Here is a 17489-nt window from a genome sequence, read left to right as displayed (position 1 = left end):
AGCGCCCTGTACTCTTACGGTGTAGCATTGGTTGCCGCCGCGTCACCGAGGCGGAGTCCCATGGGACCCGTATACGCTGCTCGCGGCCGAATCAATCGATTATCCTCCCATTGCTCCATGAGGTGTGCTGTCCAACCAGTAATGCGCCCCATCACAAAGAGGGTCGTGTAAAACTCTGGCTCAATCCCCAAGAGGTGGTAAACGAGGCCACTGTAGAAATCTACGTTTGCGTTGATCCCTTTTTCTTCTTCCATTACCCGGGTGAGGACAGAACAAAGATCCACCCAGTACATGGAGTCTCGTTCACGCCCCAGTTCAGTGACCATTTGGCGCAAAACATTTGCACGCGGATCGAGTGTCTTGTAAACACGATGTCCAAATCCCATGATGCGCTCTTTGGCAGCAAGTTTTCTGCGAACGAACTCAGCAGGATCTTCGCCACTCTCATGGAGATCGAGCAGCATGAGCATGACCCGTGTGTTTGCACCCCCATGTAGCGCCCCCTTGAGTGCTGCAACGCCGCCGGTGACGGCAGAATACATGTCACTGAGCGTAGCTCCGATGACGCGCGCAGCGAAGGTTGAGGCATTCAGTCCATGTTCTGCGTGCAGAACCAGAGCGGCGTCCAAGGCTTCGATGGCACGAACCCCTGGCTGCTCGCCAGTAAGCATGTACAAGAAGTTTTCAGCGGTACTGCCGGTTGTTCGTGGGGGGATCGGAGGCTGCCCATGACGATGGCGCACCAGAGCAGCAATCAAAACCGGGATTTGTGCTGTCAAACGGAGTGCTTTACGATAGTTGGCTTCTTTCGAGCCATCATTTGCCTCAGGATCGTAATGTGAGAGCAGGGAAATGCCGGTCCGCAGTGCAGCCATTGCATCAAAGTCCGCGGGCAACCGGCCAAGCAGGTCCAGCACCGCTTCCGGTACATGACGAAGGCTAACCAACTGTTCATTCAGCGTGTTTCGTTCCGTCTCTCCAGGAAGTTGGCCGTGCCAGAGGAGGTAGGCCACGTCTTCAAAGGTACTGTTCTCAGCGAGGTCTTCAATTGCATACCCTCGATAAACCAAAGTCCCTTTGCGTCCATCAATGTGACAGATGGACGAGTTGAGTGCGATGACACCCTCAAGCCCTTTTACATGATGATCCTGGCCAGATGGAGGAATTATCGGTGGATTCATTTGAGGTAAATTATAGAAAGCAGAGCAGGCCAGTAAATTTCACAGTTTAACGTTCCAACTCTGATGATGTGCCTAAATTGGATCAATTAGCGGGCATTTTCGTAACGTAGCAAATTAATTATACCGAAACTTGATCACGGGCCGTTATGGCACGCGATCAATGCCAGCGCGCTACGATACCTTCCGCAGTCCGACCGTGGTCTCCCTCGCTGGCAGGAACGACAAGATTCGTACCTCCGAGGGTCATGCTAAGCGCGTCCAAAATTAGCCTATATGTCAAAAGAAATCATTATTGACACCACGCCCAGGGAAACGAGAGTTGCGATCGTGGACAAAGGGAAGTTGGTGGAGTTTTACATAGAAAATCCAGATAACGAGCGAACCGTAGGAGACATTTTCCTGGGTCGCATTGATGCATTCCGCTCGGGACTTCGAGCGGCATTTGTGGATATCGGAGAGGATCAGCATGGGTTTTTGCACTTCTCCGGTCTCACGGATAACCTTGAGCAGCAACTCGCTCTGGTGGAAGATCCGAAACCCCAAGTCTCCAAAATCATGGAGGTCTGGGCATCAAAAAAGGCAAAAACGCCGCCTCAGAGTGGTCCACCCCGACGCCGTTGGGGGGACTCTAACTTGCTGAAGTCCAAACAGAAGATTCTCGTCACGATTACCAAGGAGCCCTACCACAGTAAGAGCCCCCGGCTTTCCACGGACATCTCACTGGCTGGACGTTTTCTTGTGCTGATTCCACTTGCAGATTACAGTGCTGTCTCGCGGCGGATTGACAACCGAAAAGAGCGTCAGCGTTTGCGCTCTATCATGAAAAAAATCCGTCCATCCGGGTTTGGTCTGATTGCCCGGACCGTTGCCGAAGGAAAGGATGAAGAAGCACTGGAATTGGATCTTCAGTTGCTCATGGATCGGTGGGGAAAGGTCGAAAAAAAATTACAGGGATCCCCGAATCCGCCCATAAAACTGTACGAAGATGTGAATCTAGCCTCTTCCATTATCCGGGATTTATTCTCTGATGACTTTTCTCGCATTCTGGTGGATAATCATCGAATGTATCGGGCCATTCGCGGGTATATTCTGGCGGTTGCCCCCCACATGATCAAGGCGGTCAAGCAACATAAAGGTCGCAAGTCGGTCTTCGCAGCGGCCGGGGTTGAGGATCAGATCAATGAGGTCTTCGATACGCAAGTCAGTCTACCCTCCGGTGGATCACTCATCATCGAGGCAACAGAAGCGATGCATGTGATTGATGTGAATTCAGGGCGAACCCGTTCAAAAAATGATCCAGAAGAATTCGCATTGCAGGTCAATCTTGAGGCCGTGGAGGTAATTGCGCGCCAAATACGCCTACGAGACTTGAGTGGCCTGATTGTGATTGATTTTATTGATCTGCGGAACGAGAAGAATCGAGCAAAAGTAGATCAAGCGCTTACGCAGGAATTGAGTACCGATCGGTCACAGGCGGAGAATCTTCCAATGAGCGAACTGGGGATCGTGCAAATTGCTCGTGAGCGTCAGCGTGTCAGCGTGACGTCAACACACCGGCTAGCACAAAAATCACGGATCAATAGGACACCCCCACCGGATCCAGAGGCCATCGAAAAAAGAATCGAAAAGTGGCTGAAAAAACATGATGGTGGTAGCCTGCATTTGCAGCTGCATCCGTTCACAGCTGCCTGGGTGAATCGTGGCACATGGCGTCGTAGCAAAAAGGCACAATGGCAGCGCCAGTATAAGCACCGGATCACGGTGGTTGAAGCCGAGCAGCTACGCCCGGACGAGTTCAGGTTTTTGGATGCCACAAGTGAGCATGACATCACGGATTTAAGCCCCCGGATGGTCCGCATCAAAGCACAATCAAAACAACCCTCACCCAAAAAGCCCAAACAGGCAAACAAAACCGTGGATCGACGAAAGTCGCGCAGGAACAATAACGGCCAGACTTCCCGGAAGCGTCAATCACCCCGACGACAAAAAGCGACAAACAATGCATGAGAAAGTCCGCAGGGGTTCATTGGTGGCCCTGCTCCTGATGCTGATCCCTATGGAGATCGCCGCACAGAATCGGGCTCTTGAGCGCGGAATGCATGGTGGAGAGTTCAGCATTGGAATGATTGATCATGCTTATGTGGGCTCGGAGATCACCGGCGGCAATTATGATTACCAGGGGGTCGGCGTGGGGCTTTCTTATATCGGCAATCAGGTACGTGCTTCCCTGCTCTTTGGCCGCTCCGGTGAGCCACGCACCTTTCTTGATATCTCTGCAGTGGGCTGGCTCGCTCCCTCGTTTGCCAGGGTCAGAAGAGAGAATACGACACTCTCCATGCCGATGGGGTTCTTGACGGCGTGGCGTAGGACGACGGCAGAAAAAAACGTTGAGCCCCTCGGAGCGACAGCGATCCTGTTCGGTGCGGGTGGTGAATTGGTGCACTCTTTCAATGAACGTGCACGGGCGCGGTTGCGGGCAATCCCACTTGTCGGAATTACGGGGAGTCAGATCGTGGATGCGGTCGGTTTGTCCTGGGCCGTAGATGCGGAGGCGCGCTTCTTTGTTGCTGAAGTATTTTCACACTTAGGTCTCTCGATCGGGTATACATTCCGTTATCAGCTCTGGAATATCAATGGATCGCGATCGTTTTCAGATAGTGTCGATGAGGTGTATGACTACGCTAGTCAAGTGCATATTTTGTCCGCAGGTATCTGGTTTTGAGCGATGACCAAGGATAAAGCCATTCTACGAGCTATGGAGGACGCAGCGAGAAAATCTGGGTATAAGATTCGATGGGATAAGGGTCAATTTCGGGGTGGATCCTGCACGCTCGATGGAAGCAAACTGATCGTTTTGAATCGGCATCATCCAACGGAGGTGCACCTCGGGGTTCTGGCACGTGCGCTGAAGGGTGTTCCGCTTCAGGGTGTTTCCATACGCAAAGGGATGCGCAAGCACGTAGAATCGACTATCCAAAGGTACTCATTTGAGTGAAGATGTATGCGCATTACGCTATTGGGTACTGGCACATCCGTAGGGATCCCCATGATTGGCTGCGATTGCGAGACATGTCAGTCCAGAGATCCACGAGATAGACGTCTGCGTACGGCATGTCATGTTCAGGCTGGAGATCTTAGTATTGTCATTGATACGGGGCCGGATTTTCGGGTACAGATGCTACGTGCCCGAGTGCGCCAGGTGGATGCCGTGCTCTGGACGCATCATCACTTTGATCATGTGATGGGGCTGGATGATTTACGACCGTACTTTTTTGACTGCAAAGCTCCCATCCCCTGTTTTGCGCACCGGCAGAGCATAGATACTCTGCAGCGTATCTTCCCCTATGTATGGGATAAAAACGGTATATATCCGGGTACATTGGATCTGAAAATCGCACAGGCCCCATTCAAGATCGGGAGTCGGTACGGCAGTTCCGATTTCGTCAAGGTCACTCCGATTGAGGTCATGCATGGCAGGATGCACTTGAATGGATATCGGCTCGGAAATTTTGCGTACCTGACAGATGTGAGCCATATCCCTGAAACCGAGTATCATAAACTTCAGGATCTTGAGTTGCTTGTACTGGATGCACTCCGACCACAGAAACATCCCCGCCACTATTCAATTACGGAAGCTGTAGACATTGCCCATACAATCAATGCAAAACAAACTGTATTTATTCACATGTCCCATCAGGTCCTCCACGCACGTGAGAGTGCACAACTGCCGGAGACGATGCTGTTTGGGTATGACGGAATGACGCTGAACGCAAGTTAACCTATGGAACACAAAATTCTTGTCCTGAACGGTCCAAACCTCAACCTTTTGGGAGATCGGGAGCCCGATCAATATGGGGAAGTATCTCTGGAGCAGCTTGAAGCTGACTTGCGGAGTGAGTTTCCAGATACGGATCTGTCGTTTTATCAGAGCAACCATGAAGGGGATCTGGTTGATCGCCTCCACGAAGGGCACCGCTCAGGCCTGAGCGGGATCGTGTTCAATCCGGGAGCCTATACCCATACATCGGTGGCATTGCGGGATGCAGTGAGGGCAATCGAAACCCCGGTGATTGAGGTTCACCTCAGCAATATTTACTCTCGGGAGGCCTTTCGACATTTTTCTCACCTGGCACCGGTCTGTGTGGGACAAATCTCAGGTTTAGGCACCGTCGGATACAGTCTGGCTGTCCGTTGGCTCAGGGCGAACGCTTAGGGGCGCCGGGCAACGATAGGCTCTCTCCGCCCACTCCCGAATGCTTTCGGGCGCAGTCGCAGGACCGGTGCGGCCTGTCGCCGCTTGAATTCAGTCCAGTTCACTTGGCGGACGATTTCCTGGACAAGGTCTTCGTCGTAATCCAGAAACTCAGCCGTCTCCTCGACACTCATCAGCTGTTCGATGTACTGCTTAAGGATTCTGTCCAGGATATCGTACGGTGGCAGGGAGTCCAAATCTTTTTGACCCGGACTCAGCTCGGCCGAGGGGGGCTTGCGCATTGTGGATTCAGGAATGATTCTTTTTGGCCTGTTCAACAATTTTGCCAACTCATAGACCTCTGTTTTGTAGAGGTCTCCCAGAACCGCAAGTCCACCACTCATGTCGCCATACAGCGTCGCGTATCCCATCGCAAGCTCACTTTTATTCCCAGTGGCAAGTACCATTCCCCCATACTTGTTGGCAAAAGCCATGACCAACGTTCCCCGTATACGCGCCTGAATATTCTCTTCCGTCACATCCTGATCGTAATTCTCGAAGGGTTTGCGAAGAGCATCGTTAAAAGCATCCATCAGGGGTTGAATCGGAATCGTAATCAGGTTTATTCCAAGGTTCGATGCAAGGTGCTTGGCATCGTCTTTCGACCCTGTGGAAGAGAAATTTGAGGGCATGGATACGCCAATGACCCGCTCTGGTCCCAATGCACGCACTGCAAGCGTAGCGGTCACGGCGGAGTCAATGCCTCCACTCAGACCAATAATTACCTCCCTTTGAATCCCGGTTTTATTCATGTAATCCCGAATTCCCAAGGTCAAGGCTTCCCGCACCTGCTTCCTCGCAGGGATGAAGACAGTTTTTGATTTTGGCGTTTTCTCTGTATCCCACTCCAGCAGTGCTTCCTCAAATGCCGGGGCTTCAAGCACGTTACCCCCGTGCATGACACAGCTTCGTCCATCAAAAATCAAGTCCGTATTTGCTCCAACCAGATTCGTGAAGACATAGGGCCGTCCGTACTTTTGACGAACGGTCTCCATGAGTGCATAACGCTCAAGATGCTTGTCAATCGCAAAGGGGGAGGCACAGAGGTTGATAAAAATGTCCGGGGACTGCGTGGCCAGGATAGAAACTGGATCGTGTGAATAAGGCTTTCGATCCAGATCGTGCACATTCCAAAGGTCCTCACAAACATGAACGCCCAGATTCAGGCCACGCCAGCGAAGGATGGTGGGAGACGATCCTGGCGCGAAGTATCGCAGCTCATCAAATACATCGTAGGTGGGCAGAAGCTGTTTATGATAGACCCCGACACAATGGCCATCTTCGTACAGATATGCTGCGTTGTGCAGAGGCTTTCCATGTCCTTTGTGGAGTGCCAACCCTCCGACGAGCACCCCCAGTCCTCTAGGGAGCAATTTTACCAGTTTCTGGCGGTGCTGACGTTCGCGGGTCACAAAATCTCTGGACTCCAACAAGTCTATCGGAGGGTACCCTGTGAAGGTCAATTCAGGGAATACTACCAGATCGGCACCGCGAGCATGTGCTTTCTCGGAGTAGTGCAGAATCTTGTCTGAGTTTCCCCTCAGATCTCCGACAACCGTATTTATTTGTGCCAATGCCAGTTTCATATGGAATCCCTAGTATCCTTAGGTAATACGATTAACCGCAATGCATTCTCCATTGTAACACGGTGAAAACACGAACAGGCATTTGATATTTTCTCCCAGAATGAAGATTTGAACCCTGAAATATGCGATAGGTACAAACAGCAGCGGGAAAATCTAGAAAATAATGTGTCTGATCCCTCGGATTCACCCGAAACTAAATCGGACTCTGAGCTCACTCTATCCCCTTTCCCACTCCGGGATTTAACGGGCGAATCTTAGATTATGGCGTCGCACAGTTAATGGGCGATTGGGCCAGCATACATTTGAAGTGGTAAATCATGCGCAAGCTCGGCATTGGTCTCCTAAGCCTCTTTCGACGAATGTCCCTCCTGATCCGGCGATTTCGTGGTCGGACGGTAGAGGACGTAGCTGCTCACCGGATCGTCAGTGGAAAAACCTGGGACGAATTCTGTGATTCTCTTAAGGCGGCGGGTGCTGGACTACAATTCCCCGGTGCTCCACAGGATCCATTCAATCAGGCGGAAGGGTATCGGTACCTCAGTCGTATCGCCCGTGCAGGCCTTATGGCGTTCGTCGAACATGCGGATACCAACGCACCTGTCTTGCATCGAGTAGTTGATGAGGTGACTAAACTGGGTGCCGACAATCCAGACAATTTCTATCAAACAGCTGCGCTGAACGGAAACTATGAGTACAAGATCTATGGGCAGCGAAATACGATTGCATATTTGAGCTTTGGTACTCAATCCGGCCATTATGGTCAGGGTCGCGGCTTGCCACCTACAGGATATATTGAATCGGATGAGATCGAAATGGATGCAAGCGGGAGATTCGAACTTATCCTCAGTTCCAAGCCTCAATCGGGGAATTGGCTACCCATGACCACCGAGACGGGCACTTTGGTTGTGCGTCAAACTTTCCTTGATCGGACAGTAGAGACTCCCGCAGAATTGCGGATTGAGCGCATTAACTGTCCAGAACATGAGCAACTCCCCGCCCCATTAACACCTGTGAAGCTTGATGAAGGATTGAAAAAGGCAGGAGCATTGGTAGCAGGGGCACCGTTATTATTTTCCAAGTGGGCGCGGGATTTCCAGAAACACAGCAACATGTTGCCGATGTTTGATCCAAAAGTTTCACGGGCCGCTGGAGGCGATCCAAACATCACCTATTATCATAGTCACTGGGCGATTGCAGAGGACGAGGCTCTTCTGATTGAGGTTACGCCCCCAGAATGTGAATACTGGAATTTTCAGTTGAACAATTACTGGATGGAATCTCTGGATTACCGATATCATAGGATTCACACAAATAAGCATCTGGCACACTATGAAGATGACAACTTCGTAAGGCTGGTTGTCGCACATGAAGATCCGGGCCTGCCCAACTGGCTAGATACCGCTGGTCACTCTTCTGGGACTATGTGCTTTCGGTGGGTACGAGCGCAGGAATCTCCTCAACCCCATACCCAATTGGTCAAGTTGAGTAGCCGTAAGAGTTAGTCGTGTGGCAAGAGATGGGCAAGAGCGACTTCGTAACAACAACGGACTATGAGCGTCCCTATCGCCCGTTCTTTATCAAAGTTTATAACGGTCTGAGTGGGAGATTTGGCCCGCCAGGATATTTGGAGGCCGAGGTACTTGTAGAGCAGGCGAAACGAATAACGGGACTGGAAGATTTGGGCGATAGTAAATTTTTCGAGGCCCTGGAAGTGCTGGTCAAATCAATGAACGACGAAGCTCGTCTGACTGCCACCGGCAGGCTAGTACAAAAATCTCGACTCACCCGCGCGTTGGTTCATCGTTTTCGGATCAGGGATCTACTCAGAAAGCACCCTGAAATAAATGAGGTTGATCTTGGCAAAATCATTCTTGTTACTGGGCTGCAGCGTACTGGCACGACACTACTCCAACGCTTATTGAATACCAATCCTGCCATCCGTGGCATTTCTGGGGGAGAACTGCTTGAACCAGTCCCGGCGGGTAACATGAACAGGCGTGGGACTTTCAGCCGCAAGTTTTACTCATTCATGGCGCATCAGGCAATCTCCTATTTGTCACCACAATTCAAGTCGATACACCCGATCAGCCGTCGTGAGCCGGAGGAAGATGTTATGTTGTTGGACCTGAGTTTTATGAGTCAATCACCGGAGGCGACGATGCACGTTCCATCGTATTCGCGTTGGCTGGAGGATCAGGACCATACCCAGGCCTACGAATTTCTTCGCGGGGTACTGAAAGTTCTGTGTTGGCAGCGTCCGGGTAGTCAATGGGTGCTGAAGACTCCAAATCACATGGAGTATTTGGATATATTTCTGAATACTTTCCCAGATGCGAAAATTGTACTGACCCACCGCGATCCACGAAAGGCTTTGCCGTCATTTTGTAGTATGGTTGCACATGGTCGAGGTATTTTTAGTGATCAGGTGGATCCCGAAGAAATTGCGCGACACTGGTGCCGGAAAATACGCAGAATGATTGAAGTCACCGAAATGGTTCGATCCGGTGAAGAGACCGACCGGTTCATGGATGTGTCCTATTACGACTTGATTGCGGATCCCGTAACCCAGCTTCGGGAGATCTATGAGTGGATCGGAATTAATTTTGATGACGAAGCAGTGCGGCAGGCAGGACAGTATATCAAGGCCAATCCGCAAAATCGTTTTGGGCGACATTCCTATAGCTTGAATGATTTTGGGTTGAGCGAGGAGGTCATCGAAGAACATTTTTCTGGCTACCGTGAGAAATACACGATCCCGTTTGAATGAATCATCTGACTTGATCTTGTACGAGCAGTTCAGGTCAAAATTGAGGACTCCGTGAAGAAAAAATCCAAATTAGTTGGAGATGGCACGCCCTTCAGTGCGATGGTTGCTGCTGTCCGAGATCTCAGGCAGCCGAAGCACGCTGAAGTTACCATGGTTCCCGAAGATATCCGAATTGACGGCAGGACCTGTCTGGTGACCGGAGCCAATAGCGGCCTTGGGAAAGCTGCTGCGGTTGAACTTGCGCGGCGCGGAGGAAATATGATTTTAGCCTGTCGGCCCGGGCATGGAGGAATTTGTCAGGAAATACAGAGGCTGTCTGGATCTTCGAACATAGAATTGATGGAAGTTGACCTGGCAGACGTCAAATCCGTCCATCACCTTTGTGACTTGATGGCATCTCGCCGAATCCGCATTGATATTGCACTGATGAATGCTGGACTGATGCCTCCCAGAGCCAGAAAATCCCCACAAGGATTTGAGATGATGTTTACTGTACACTTCCTCTCTTCACGTATACTGATTGATCGGTGGTTGAAGGATGGGGTGATTCGTCCATCCAGACACCCTGGAAAGACACCGCGAATTATATTTGTCGCATCCGAGGCACACCGATCCTCCCATGTCATTGAGTTTGATCATTTGGGTACGTTCAAAGATTACAAAACGAAGGATAGTCTCAGACATTACGGCATCAGTAAACTACTTCAGTGTACGTACGCCACCGAGCTCTCCCGACGCCTGAATCAAGGCGACAGTATCGAAGTCGCGGTACATTCAATGTGTCCCGGAGGTATTGCTTCGAACATTGCAAGGGATACCCCGACACCGCTCAAGCCCGTAGTCAAGCCTCTTCTGCGGTATCTCTTGCAATCTCCAGAACAGGCTGTAAAGCCGGCAATTTATCTGTGCTGTTCCGAAGAAGCGGGCTATAGCACGGGGATGTATTTGCACCTGATGCAACGGAAATCTGTTTCGCCAAGTGCCTCCGATCCAGAGAATGGCTCCAGGCTATGGGAAGCCAGTGCGGAACTGATGGCAAAGCTCTAGCGCCATATTATCACTGCAGAAAATGCCCCATACATTTGCCAAGTCGGTTCGTCACCTTTGGTTGCTATGCATGCGCAAGCCGATGGCAGAACGTGTTGATATGTCCGGTCGGACGGTCATTGTGACGGGCGCATCTCCCAATTCCATTGGGTATGAGACTGCCAAGATCCTTGCGAGTTGGGGTGCACACGTTATCGTTACCAGTCTGCATGACGCAGAAACGACCGAAACGTGCCTTAAGAATGATTTACAACGCACAGGTGCCGATGGCAACATCATGGCCAGAACGCTTGACCTGTGTGATGTGAAGAGCACTTCCAGTTTTGCAACCTGGTTTCTTCGCGAGTATGACGGAAAGCTTCATGTTTTGGTTAACAACGCGGGTATCCACAAGAATATCTTCCGTCCACGACGAAAGCCGCCCCTGACCAAGGATGGCTTCGAAATTCACTGGAGAACCAACTATTTAGGACCCTTCCATCTGACGAATCTGCTGCTCCCATGTCTAAAACAGAGTGGCTTGGAAGACGGCGATGCTCGGGTGATAAACGTATCCTCTCATCTACATGACAGCGTGAGTAATGAGGACTTATTCGATAGTACGAAACGCTACCATTCCTGGAATGCGTACGGGACGTCGAAACTGGCACTCATCCATCTTTCAGTCGAGATCAACCGACAGTTTTCGAAGGAATTCAATCTGCGATCCGTAGCACTACATCCTGGGTCCGTTCACACGAACCTTACACAAATGAAGCCGATGACTGGACGAATCGGCAGCACCTTGAACCGCATGAGTTCTGCCATGACATCATTGGTATTGTTGCACCGGAAATATGGGGCACAAACCGTGGTAATGTGCTCTAGCACTCCTGCGCTACATGGCGGATGTTACTACGAGCGCTGCAAGATTGCCAGACCAAGCGAACAGGCCAGACAGATGTCCGCCGCGAAAATGCTGTGGAACCAGTCGGAAGCCTGGCTCAAGACTGTCACCTGACTGCAAACTCATGATCTCTCGGGAATTTATAATTCGTACCAATCCAGTTGACATCAACGCCTCCAACGAGGTAGTTTGGACTGTTCTGACTGATACTCGAAAATATGGCGAATGGAATCCGTTTACGTCAAAGATCCAGACAGATTTTGCGATTGGATCTCCCATAAATCTTCTGGTAAGGATGGGGCCCATCAAGTTTGGAATCACCGAACGTCTCTGCGCTTTCGAAAAACCCCGTCTTATTGCTTGGGAAAAGAAATTCGGAGCTCACTGGCTACTGTTCGCAAAACGAGAGCAGCACCTCGAACATGTTGACAATACAAGTTGTCGCTATTACAACATTGACAAATTGACGGGATTACTCGCGCCAATCGTGTACTGCTGTTTTGCCGGCTATATGCGGCGCGGTTTCAATGATGTGGCCAAGGGATTGAAAATCCAAGCGGAAGCAATATAGCCGTTGCCGAACGGGAGGCCCTGCCCTCGTGCTTGCACTTCTGGGTAAGTATCAGCGGCGCAGGAAGTGTCTTCCGCCGGGCATAGAGATCACGTGGCTTAGGGACCGACTTTCAGGAATCGGTGCTATGTGTGTCGCACCGGATCTGAAACACAAGGAGCGTGTTCCATCTTTGGTCGCCAGAGAACTCGCCTCCCTCCGTGAGTTTCGGGTGTGCATAGAGGACGAGTTTGGAGGTGCTGATTTGCAGGAAGGTTGCGATCTTCTTGGCAACTGATCTATTCTCAGGTATTGTGCTCGCCGACAGGACTATATCAAGAAGGTACCAACAATGGAAGTTTTAGACAAAAACTGCTATGTTAAGTATCGAATCTGTGTGACAAAGTAGGGCTGGTACAAGCATTACGATGACAAAAAATTCATCTAGGCATTATTCGATTGGTTTAGTGAATGAGACAATAAGTAGTCGCGCTGTGGGGAACGTCCCCCACATCACTACGAGACACTATGTAGTGCTTGGAAGTAAACCGATTAACCGCAACGCATTCTCCATTGTAGCACCATGAAAACGCAAACAGGCATCTATTTCTTTCTCGGTCTTTTTATCTGCAGCTTGGCTCAAGCACAGGATATTACCGCATTTACCAACGTGATGGTCCTTCCCATGGATCGCGATCAGGTCTTAGCTGCGCATACGGTGGTGGTTGAAGGGGATCGGATTCGATCGATTGGAGCGGAGGTTGAGGTTCCCAGTGGTGCCAATGTTATTGATGGGACGGGGAAGTTCCTGATGCCTGGGCTCGCAGAAATGCATGGCCATATACCACGACCAGATGAGCCGGAACAATACACCGAAGATGTGCTGTTCCTGTACGTGGCCAATGGTATCACCACGGTCCGAGGAATGCTTGGGGCGGAGGGACAATTGGAGCTTCGGCAGCGTGCCAACAACAGTGAACTGATTGCGCCAAACCTGTATCTTGCGGGGCCTAGCTTTAATGGCAGTTCGGTGAACTCACCGGAGCAGGCCGTTGCAATGGCTCGGTCGCAGGTGGCGGAAGGATGGGATCTGTTGAAGGTGCATCCAGGCCTGACGAAAGATGAATTTGATGCGATGGCGCGCACAGCAGCGGAAGAGGGGATTCGTTTTGGCGGGCATGTGCCTGCGGATGTAGGCCTGATCCACGCATTAAATATGGACCAGGAGACGTTTGATCATGTCGATGGATATGTTGAATATCTTCGTTCACAGAATCGTCCAGAAGACGAGATGCTTGAGGAAGCCATTGCACTCACCAAGGAAAAAGGTGCCTGGATCGTGCCTACCATGGCGTTTTGGGAAGTTCTGTACGGGACGATTGATCTGGAGGATCTCCGTGCATACGACGAACTCAAGTATATGCCGCGCACGGTGGTTGATTACTGGTTTCGGGCGGTTGAAGAGCGACAGCGTAATCCGGGGTATGACAGAGCTGCCGCCCTCGAGTTGATTCGTACCCGGATGCGGGTATTGCGTGCACTCAATGAGTCGGAAGTCCGAATTCTCATGGGGACGGATTCTCCCCAGCTTTTCAGCGTACCGGGGTTCTCTCTGCATCGTGAGCTTAAGCGTATGGTGGATGCCGGCATGTCGAACTATGCGATTCTTGATTCAGGCACACGCGCAGTAGGTGAATACCTTGCCCATAAGGATACCTTCGGTACAATCAGTGAAGGGTCCCGGGCCGATCTGATTCTGGTGGACGGAAATCCCCTAGACGATCTGGCTAAATTGAAGGAGTTGTCTGGGGTGATGGTTCGGGGGAACTGGCTGTCTCGCGCCGACATCCAAGTGCGTCTGGAAAGCATTGAAGAATCCCACAGCGTACCGAACCGGCGCTAATGCGGACTTTCACTCTCCTTGTGATTCTTCTGGGAGGTACCTCCGTAGTGTCCCAGGCGCAGAATGGAGAGGACCTTTTAAATGTAGGACAATACAGCGAGGCGCGCGAAGCCTTTGCGGACAGCCTGTATGGTGTGAACATTGAAGGGTACTTCGAAACCTATCTGCAGACCGGCAATCATGAGTCAGGGCTTCGCAGAGCGCAGCAGCTACTGCGCAATTCCTCTCAGCCGGAGTATGTGAACTATGCAATCGGCCGTATTCACATGGCGCTGGGGAACTGGGATGGGGCAGAGGACGCGTACATCACGGCCATTCAATCCAGAAATGACTATTGGCGTGCGGGGCTGGAACTGGCCGATCTGCATCGCCTTCGCGGAAATTCCCGTCAGGCAAACCGCCTGTACTCCATCATTAACAGTCGCTTAAGGCAAGGTGGATTCACTACGGCCAGAGGCCTTGCGATCGGAGCCCAGGCAGCAAAGCAACTCGGCGCATATCACGAGGCAAACGAGGCGTTCTCAACCGCGCTGAGGCTGGAACCGGATAATGTTCAGATTTTGTTATGGCACGGAGATCTATATCAGAGAACTCATGATGAAGCGTTTGCAAATGAGCGGTACAACAAAGCTCTCTCCATTAACCCAAATCGCCCGGAAACGTACGTAAAGCTGGCTTCCGTCACGGGATCCTATGCCAGAAAAGAAGAGCTGGCAAAACAGGCACTTCAGATCGCAGAGCAGTATGCACCGGCGTTGGCACTGATGGCCAGGTTGCATCTGCTGGATGGCAACTACACGGAGGCGGAATCTGTAGCTCGCGCGGCTTTGGATCAGGATCCAGGACATCTGGAGGCGTGGGCACACTATGTCGCCGCACAGCATGTGCAGGGCAACTACGAGGCAGTGAGCCAGGTCGAGGTCACTGTGAGTCAGCGAACCAGCCAGTTGGCTGATTTCTACCGGGTTCTGAGCGAAGATCTGGCTCTGCGGTTCAGGTATCCTGATGCGGCCACGTACGCACAAAAAGCAGTGGAATCAAATCCAGAAAATGCGGCGGCAAATGCAACGTATGCAACCGCACTTATGCGTCTGGGAGAAGTCCAGTCTGCACGTACCTATCTGGAGCGCAGCTATGCCAGCGACGGCTTCAATCTTTACGCCGCCAACAGCTTGAGCCTGTTGGATGAGCTGGATCAATTTTCTACCCTAACCAGTGCTCATTTTACACTCCGAATTCATTCGAGCGAGGAGAAAGTGCTGGGGCCGATCATGTTGCGCGAAGCGGAACGGGCCTATGAAGCGTTGCAAGCTCATTACGGGTATCAGCCCCCAGATCGGATCTTGCTGGAAGCATACAATGATGCCGACGACTTCGCGGTCCGCGTAGCGGGGATTCCTCATGTCGGGCTGTTGGGAGTTTGCTTTGGGGATGTTGTGGCAATGAACACACCGGCGGCGCAACCGGATATTTCGTACAACTGGGCACGTACGCTTTGGCATGAGTTGGCGCACACGATGACGGTCGGCCTGAGTGATTACCGCATATCTAGATGGTTGACCGAGGGACTATCGGTTTATGAAGAAGTGCGGGCAAATCCGGCGTGGAGGCGTGATATGGAGATTCAGTTCTTCACCGCCTATGACCAGGACCGGCTCTATGACCTTGAAAACATTGATCGTGGGTTTACACGCCCGACATTTCAGGGGCAGGTTCTCTTGAGCTACTACCACGCGTACCGCGTTGTGGATTTTCTTTCATCAGAGTACGGATTTGATGCGCTGACACGCCTTCTGAGTGCCTTGAGCCAGGGACAGACAGAAGAGGCGGCCATGCAAAGTGTATTCGGGAAATCACGCAGTGAACTGGACAAAGAATTCCGGGGGCATCTGGACCGCGAGCGTACACGTCTTGACCCGGTGCTACAAGGGTGGCCGGACATGTTGACCGAGGAACAGCACGGGGGGAATCTAGCCAGCTATTTGGCTCAGGCAGGCCAGGATTCGTTTTATGGACTCCTTACGAGTGCCGAAAAAGCCTTGGAGCAGGGAGATCTGGAGGTTGCCGAATCCGCCTATCGCAAAGCATTAGATTTCTATTCAGACTATACTGGTCCCGGCAATCCATATGAAGGCTTGGTCAATATTTATCGCCAGCGAAATCAGACGGCGGAGCTTGCCCAGGTCTTACAGGACTATCTTGAAATCCAGCCCTATGGAGAGCAGTACGCGATTGAGTTGGCAGAAATACTGCTCCAGCAGGCGGACACCACCTCGGCAGTGCAATATCTAACCCGTTCGCGCTACACGGCACCCTACAACATGGAGGTCCTCGGGCGGTTGGCAGAACTGTACGCAGATGCGGGTCAACACGTACATGAGGTAGAAAAGCGGCGGGCCATCCTGGCGCTTGAGCCGGTCAATCGTGCAGAGGCACAATACGCGCTTGCGATGAGTCTATACCATAACCGGCAGATGGCCGAAGCGAAACGTGCTGTGCTGCAGTCCCTGGAAATTGCACCCGGGTACCGCGAGGCACAAAGGCTGCTGCTGAAGATTGTAGATCATCCGAATGACTAAACGGGTTTGGCTCGTTGCAGCTGCTTTATTATCGCTTGGAATCGTACAAGAAGCTTGGGCCCAGGCGGACTACGGGTTTCGTTTTGTGCGGGTGCGGTTTGAGACACCTGGGATGCAGCAGCGGGGATGGGGTCGTGGTGGAGGCCCCATGTGGGCGCACGATTATCCGGTCGCAGAGCAGAATTTTTATATTGCCCTCAAGCGGACGACCACGATTCACGTTGAAGAACCTTATCTGGTGTTGGATCTGATGGATCCAGCGATCTTTGAACATCCGATCCTTTATCTGTGTGAGCCGGGATATTGGCATATGACAGACGAAGAGGTGGAACAGTTGCGCGAGTATCTCAACCGGGGCGGATTCCTCCTTTTAGATGATTTTCGGGGGGATTACGAATGGTACAACTTTTACGAGCAAATGCAGCGCGTATTTCCGAACCGGGAACCGGTGGAGCTTCCCCCAAACCATCCGATATGGAGTATTTATTTTGATATTGACCCGGTTGCCGCCCCTTCTTTGGTCAGCGGGTACTTCGGGACGTTTGAATATGACCGGTATATGGCCTACTTCGACGATAGTGGTCGCTTGGTTGCACTTGCAAATCACAACCAGGATATCGGTGATGGTTGGGAATATCCTGATCGGGATTTTGAGAATGCCTCTACGGTCAGTTTTCAGATGGGAATCAATTTTGTGATGTATGCACTTACCCACTGAAGAGTGACTTGATTGTGTCA

Annotated in this window: 16 protein-coding genes; 14 read left to right on the top strand and 2 right to left on the bottom strand. The window is 51.4% G+C overall.

What is annotated here, in order from left to right; translation table 11 throughout:
• Positions 1-14 precede the first annotated feature (14 nt).
• The gene (locus tag F4Y64_02530) at positions 15-1181 is read right to left on the bottom strand and encodes a citrate synthase (protein MXX96476.1); all 1167 of its coding nucleotides are present in this window, start codon (positions 1179-1181) and stop codon (positions 15-17) included.
• Positions 1182-1454: 273 nt separating this feature from the next.
• Between F4Y64_02530 and F4Y64_02525 the strand changes: the two genes are divergently transcribed.
• The 5 genes from F4Y64_02525 to aroQ are packed head-to-tail and all read left to right on the top strand — an operon-like array spanning position 1455 to position 5394.
• Positions 1455-3188 (top strand): Rne/Rng family ribonuclease, encoded by a 1734-nt coding sequence (locus F4Y64_02525; protein MXX96475.1) that lies wholly within the window; start codon positions 1455-1457, stop codon positions 3186-3188.
• A complete protein-coding gene (locus F4Y64_02520; protein MXX96474.1) occupies positions 3181-3903 on the top strand; it encodes a hypothetical protein in 723 nt (240 codons plus the stop codon). The genes F4Y64_02525 and F4Y64_02520 overlap by 8 nt, the downstream gene beginning before the upstream one ends.
• 3 nt (positions 3904-3906) lie before the next feature.
• Complete coding sequence (locus F4Y64_02515) at positions 3907-4176, top strand: hypothetical protein (GenBank protein MXX96473.1); 270 nt, start codon at positions 3907-3909, stop codon at positions 4174-4176.
• 6 nt (positions 4177-4182) lie between these two features.
• The gene (locus tag F4Y64_02510; GenBank protein ID MXX96472.1) at positions 4183-4959 is read left to right on the top strand and encodes an MBL fold metallo-hydrolase; all 777 of its coding nucleotides are present in this window, start codon (positions 4183-4185) and stop codon (positions 4957-4959) included.
• Between the two features lie 3 nt (positions 4960-4962).
• Positions 4963-5394 (top strand): type II 3-dehydroquinate dehydratase, encoded by a 432-nt coding sequence (aroQ, locus tag F4Y64_02505; GenBank protein ID MXX96471.1) that lies wholly within the window; start codon positions 4963-4965, stop codon positions 5392-5394.
• On the opposite strand, the gene F4Y64_02500 is transcribed toward aroQ, so the two are convergent.
• Complete coding sequence (locus F4Y64_02500) at positions 5391-7019, bottom strand: NAD+ synthase (GenBank protein MXX96470.1); 1629 nt, start codon at positions 7017-7019, stop codon at positions 5391-5393. The two genes, aroQ and F4Y64_02500, sit on opposite strands and share 4 nt — an antisense overlap.
• Before the next feature lie 359 nt (positions 7020-7378).
• On the opposite strand from F4Y64_02500, the gene F4Y64_02495 reads away from it, so the two are divergent.
• The 9 genes from F4Y64_02495 (at position 7379) to F4Y64_02455 (ending at position 17469) form a co-directional block, all read left to right on the top strand.
• On the top strand, positions 7379-8521 hold the full coding sequence (locus tag F4Y64_02495; protein ID MXX96469.1) for a hypothetical protein: 1143 nt from the start codon (positions 7379-7381) through the stop codon (positions 8519-8521).
• Between the two features lie 2 nt (positions 8522-8523).
• Positions 8524-9786: a sulfotransferase gene (locus F4Y64_02490; protein MXX96468.1), complete on the top strand. Its 1263-nt coding sequence runs from the start codon at positions 8524-8526 to the stop codon at positions 9784-9786.
• 51 nt (positions 9787-9837) lie between these two features.
• A complete protein-coding gene (locus F4Y64_02485; protein MXX96467.1) occupies positions 9838-10833 on the top strand; it encodes an SDR family NAD(P)-dependent oxidoreductase in 996 nt (331 codons plus the stop codon).
• A 22-nt stretch (positions 10834-10855) separates the two neighbouring features.
• Positions 10856-11833, top strand: coding sequence for an SDR family NAD(P)-dependent oxidoreductase (locus F4Y64_02480; GenBank protein MXX96466.1), 978 nt, complete (start codon positions 10856-10858; stop codon positions 11831-11833).
• Positions 11715-12290, top strand: a complete 576-nt coding sequence (locus tag F4Y64_02475; GenBank protein ID MXX96465.1) for an SRPBCC domain-containing protein — start codon at positions 11715-11717, stop codon at positions 12288-12290. Before F4Y64_02480 ends, F4Y64_02475 begins: the two co-directional genes overlap by 119 nt.
• Before the next feature lie 28 nt (positions 12291-12318).
• The gene (locus tag F4Y64_02470; GenBank protein MXX96464.1) at positions 12319-12567 is read left to right on the top strand and encodes a hypothetical protein; all 249 of its coding nucleotides are present in this window, start codon (positions 12319-12321) and stop codon (positions 12565-12567) included.
• A gap of 285 nt (positions 12568-12852) precedes the next feature.
• Entirely contained in the window at positions 12853-14172 is a 1320-nt protein-coding gene (locus F4Y64_02465) for an amidohydrolase family protein (protein ID MXX96463.1), read from the top strand.
• On the top strand, positions 14172-16751 hold the full coding sequence (locus tag F4Y64_02460; GenBank protein MXX96462.1) for a tetratricopeptide repeat protein: 2580 nt from the start codon (positions 14172-14174) through the stop codon (positions 16749-16751). The genes F4Y64_02465 and F4Y64_02460 overlap by 1 nt, the downstream gene beginning before the upstream one ends.
• Complete coding sequence (locus tag F4Y64_02455; protein MXX96461.1) at positions 16744-17469, top strand: DUF4159 domain-containing protein; 726 nt, start codon at positions 16744-16746, stop codon at positions 17467-17469. Before F4Y64_02460 ends, F4Y64_02455 begins: the two co-directional genes overlap by 8 nt.
• Positions 17470-17489 lie beyond the last annotated feature (20 nt).

The organism is Rhodothermaceae bacterium (assembly GCA_009838195.1).
Classification (GTDB): domain Bacteria; phylum Bacteroidota; class Rhodothermia; order Rhodothermales; family Bin80; genus Bin80.
The sequence above is the reverse complement of the archived record's forward strand: the minus strand, read 5'-3'. Positions and strand labels throughout refer to the sequence as shown.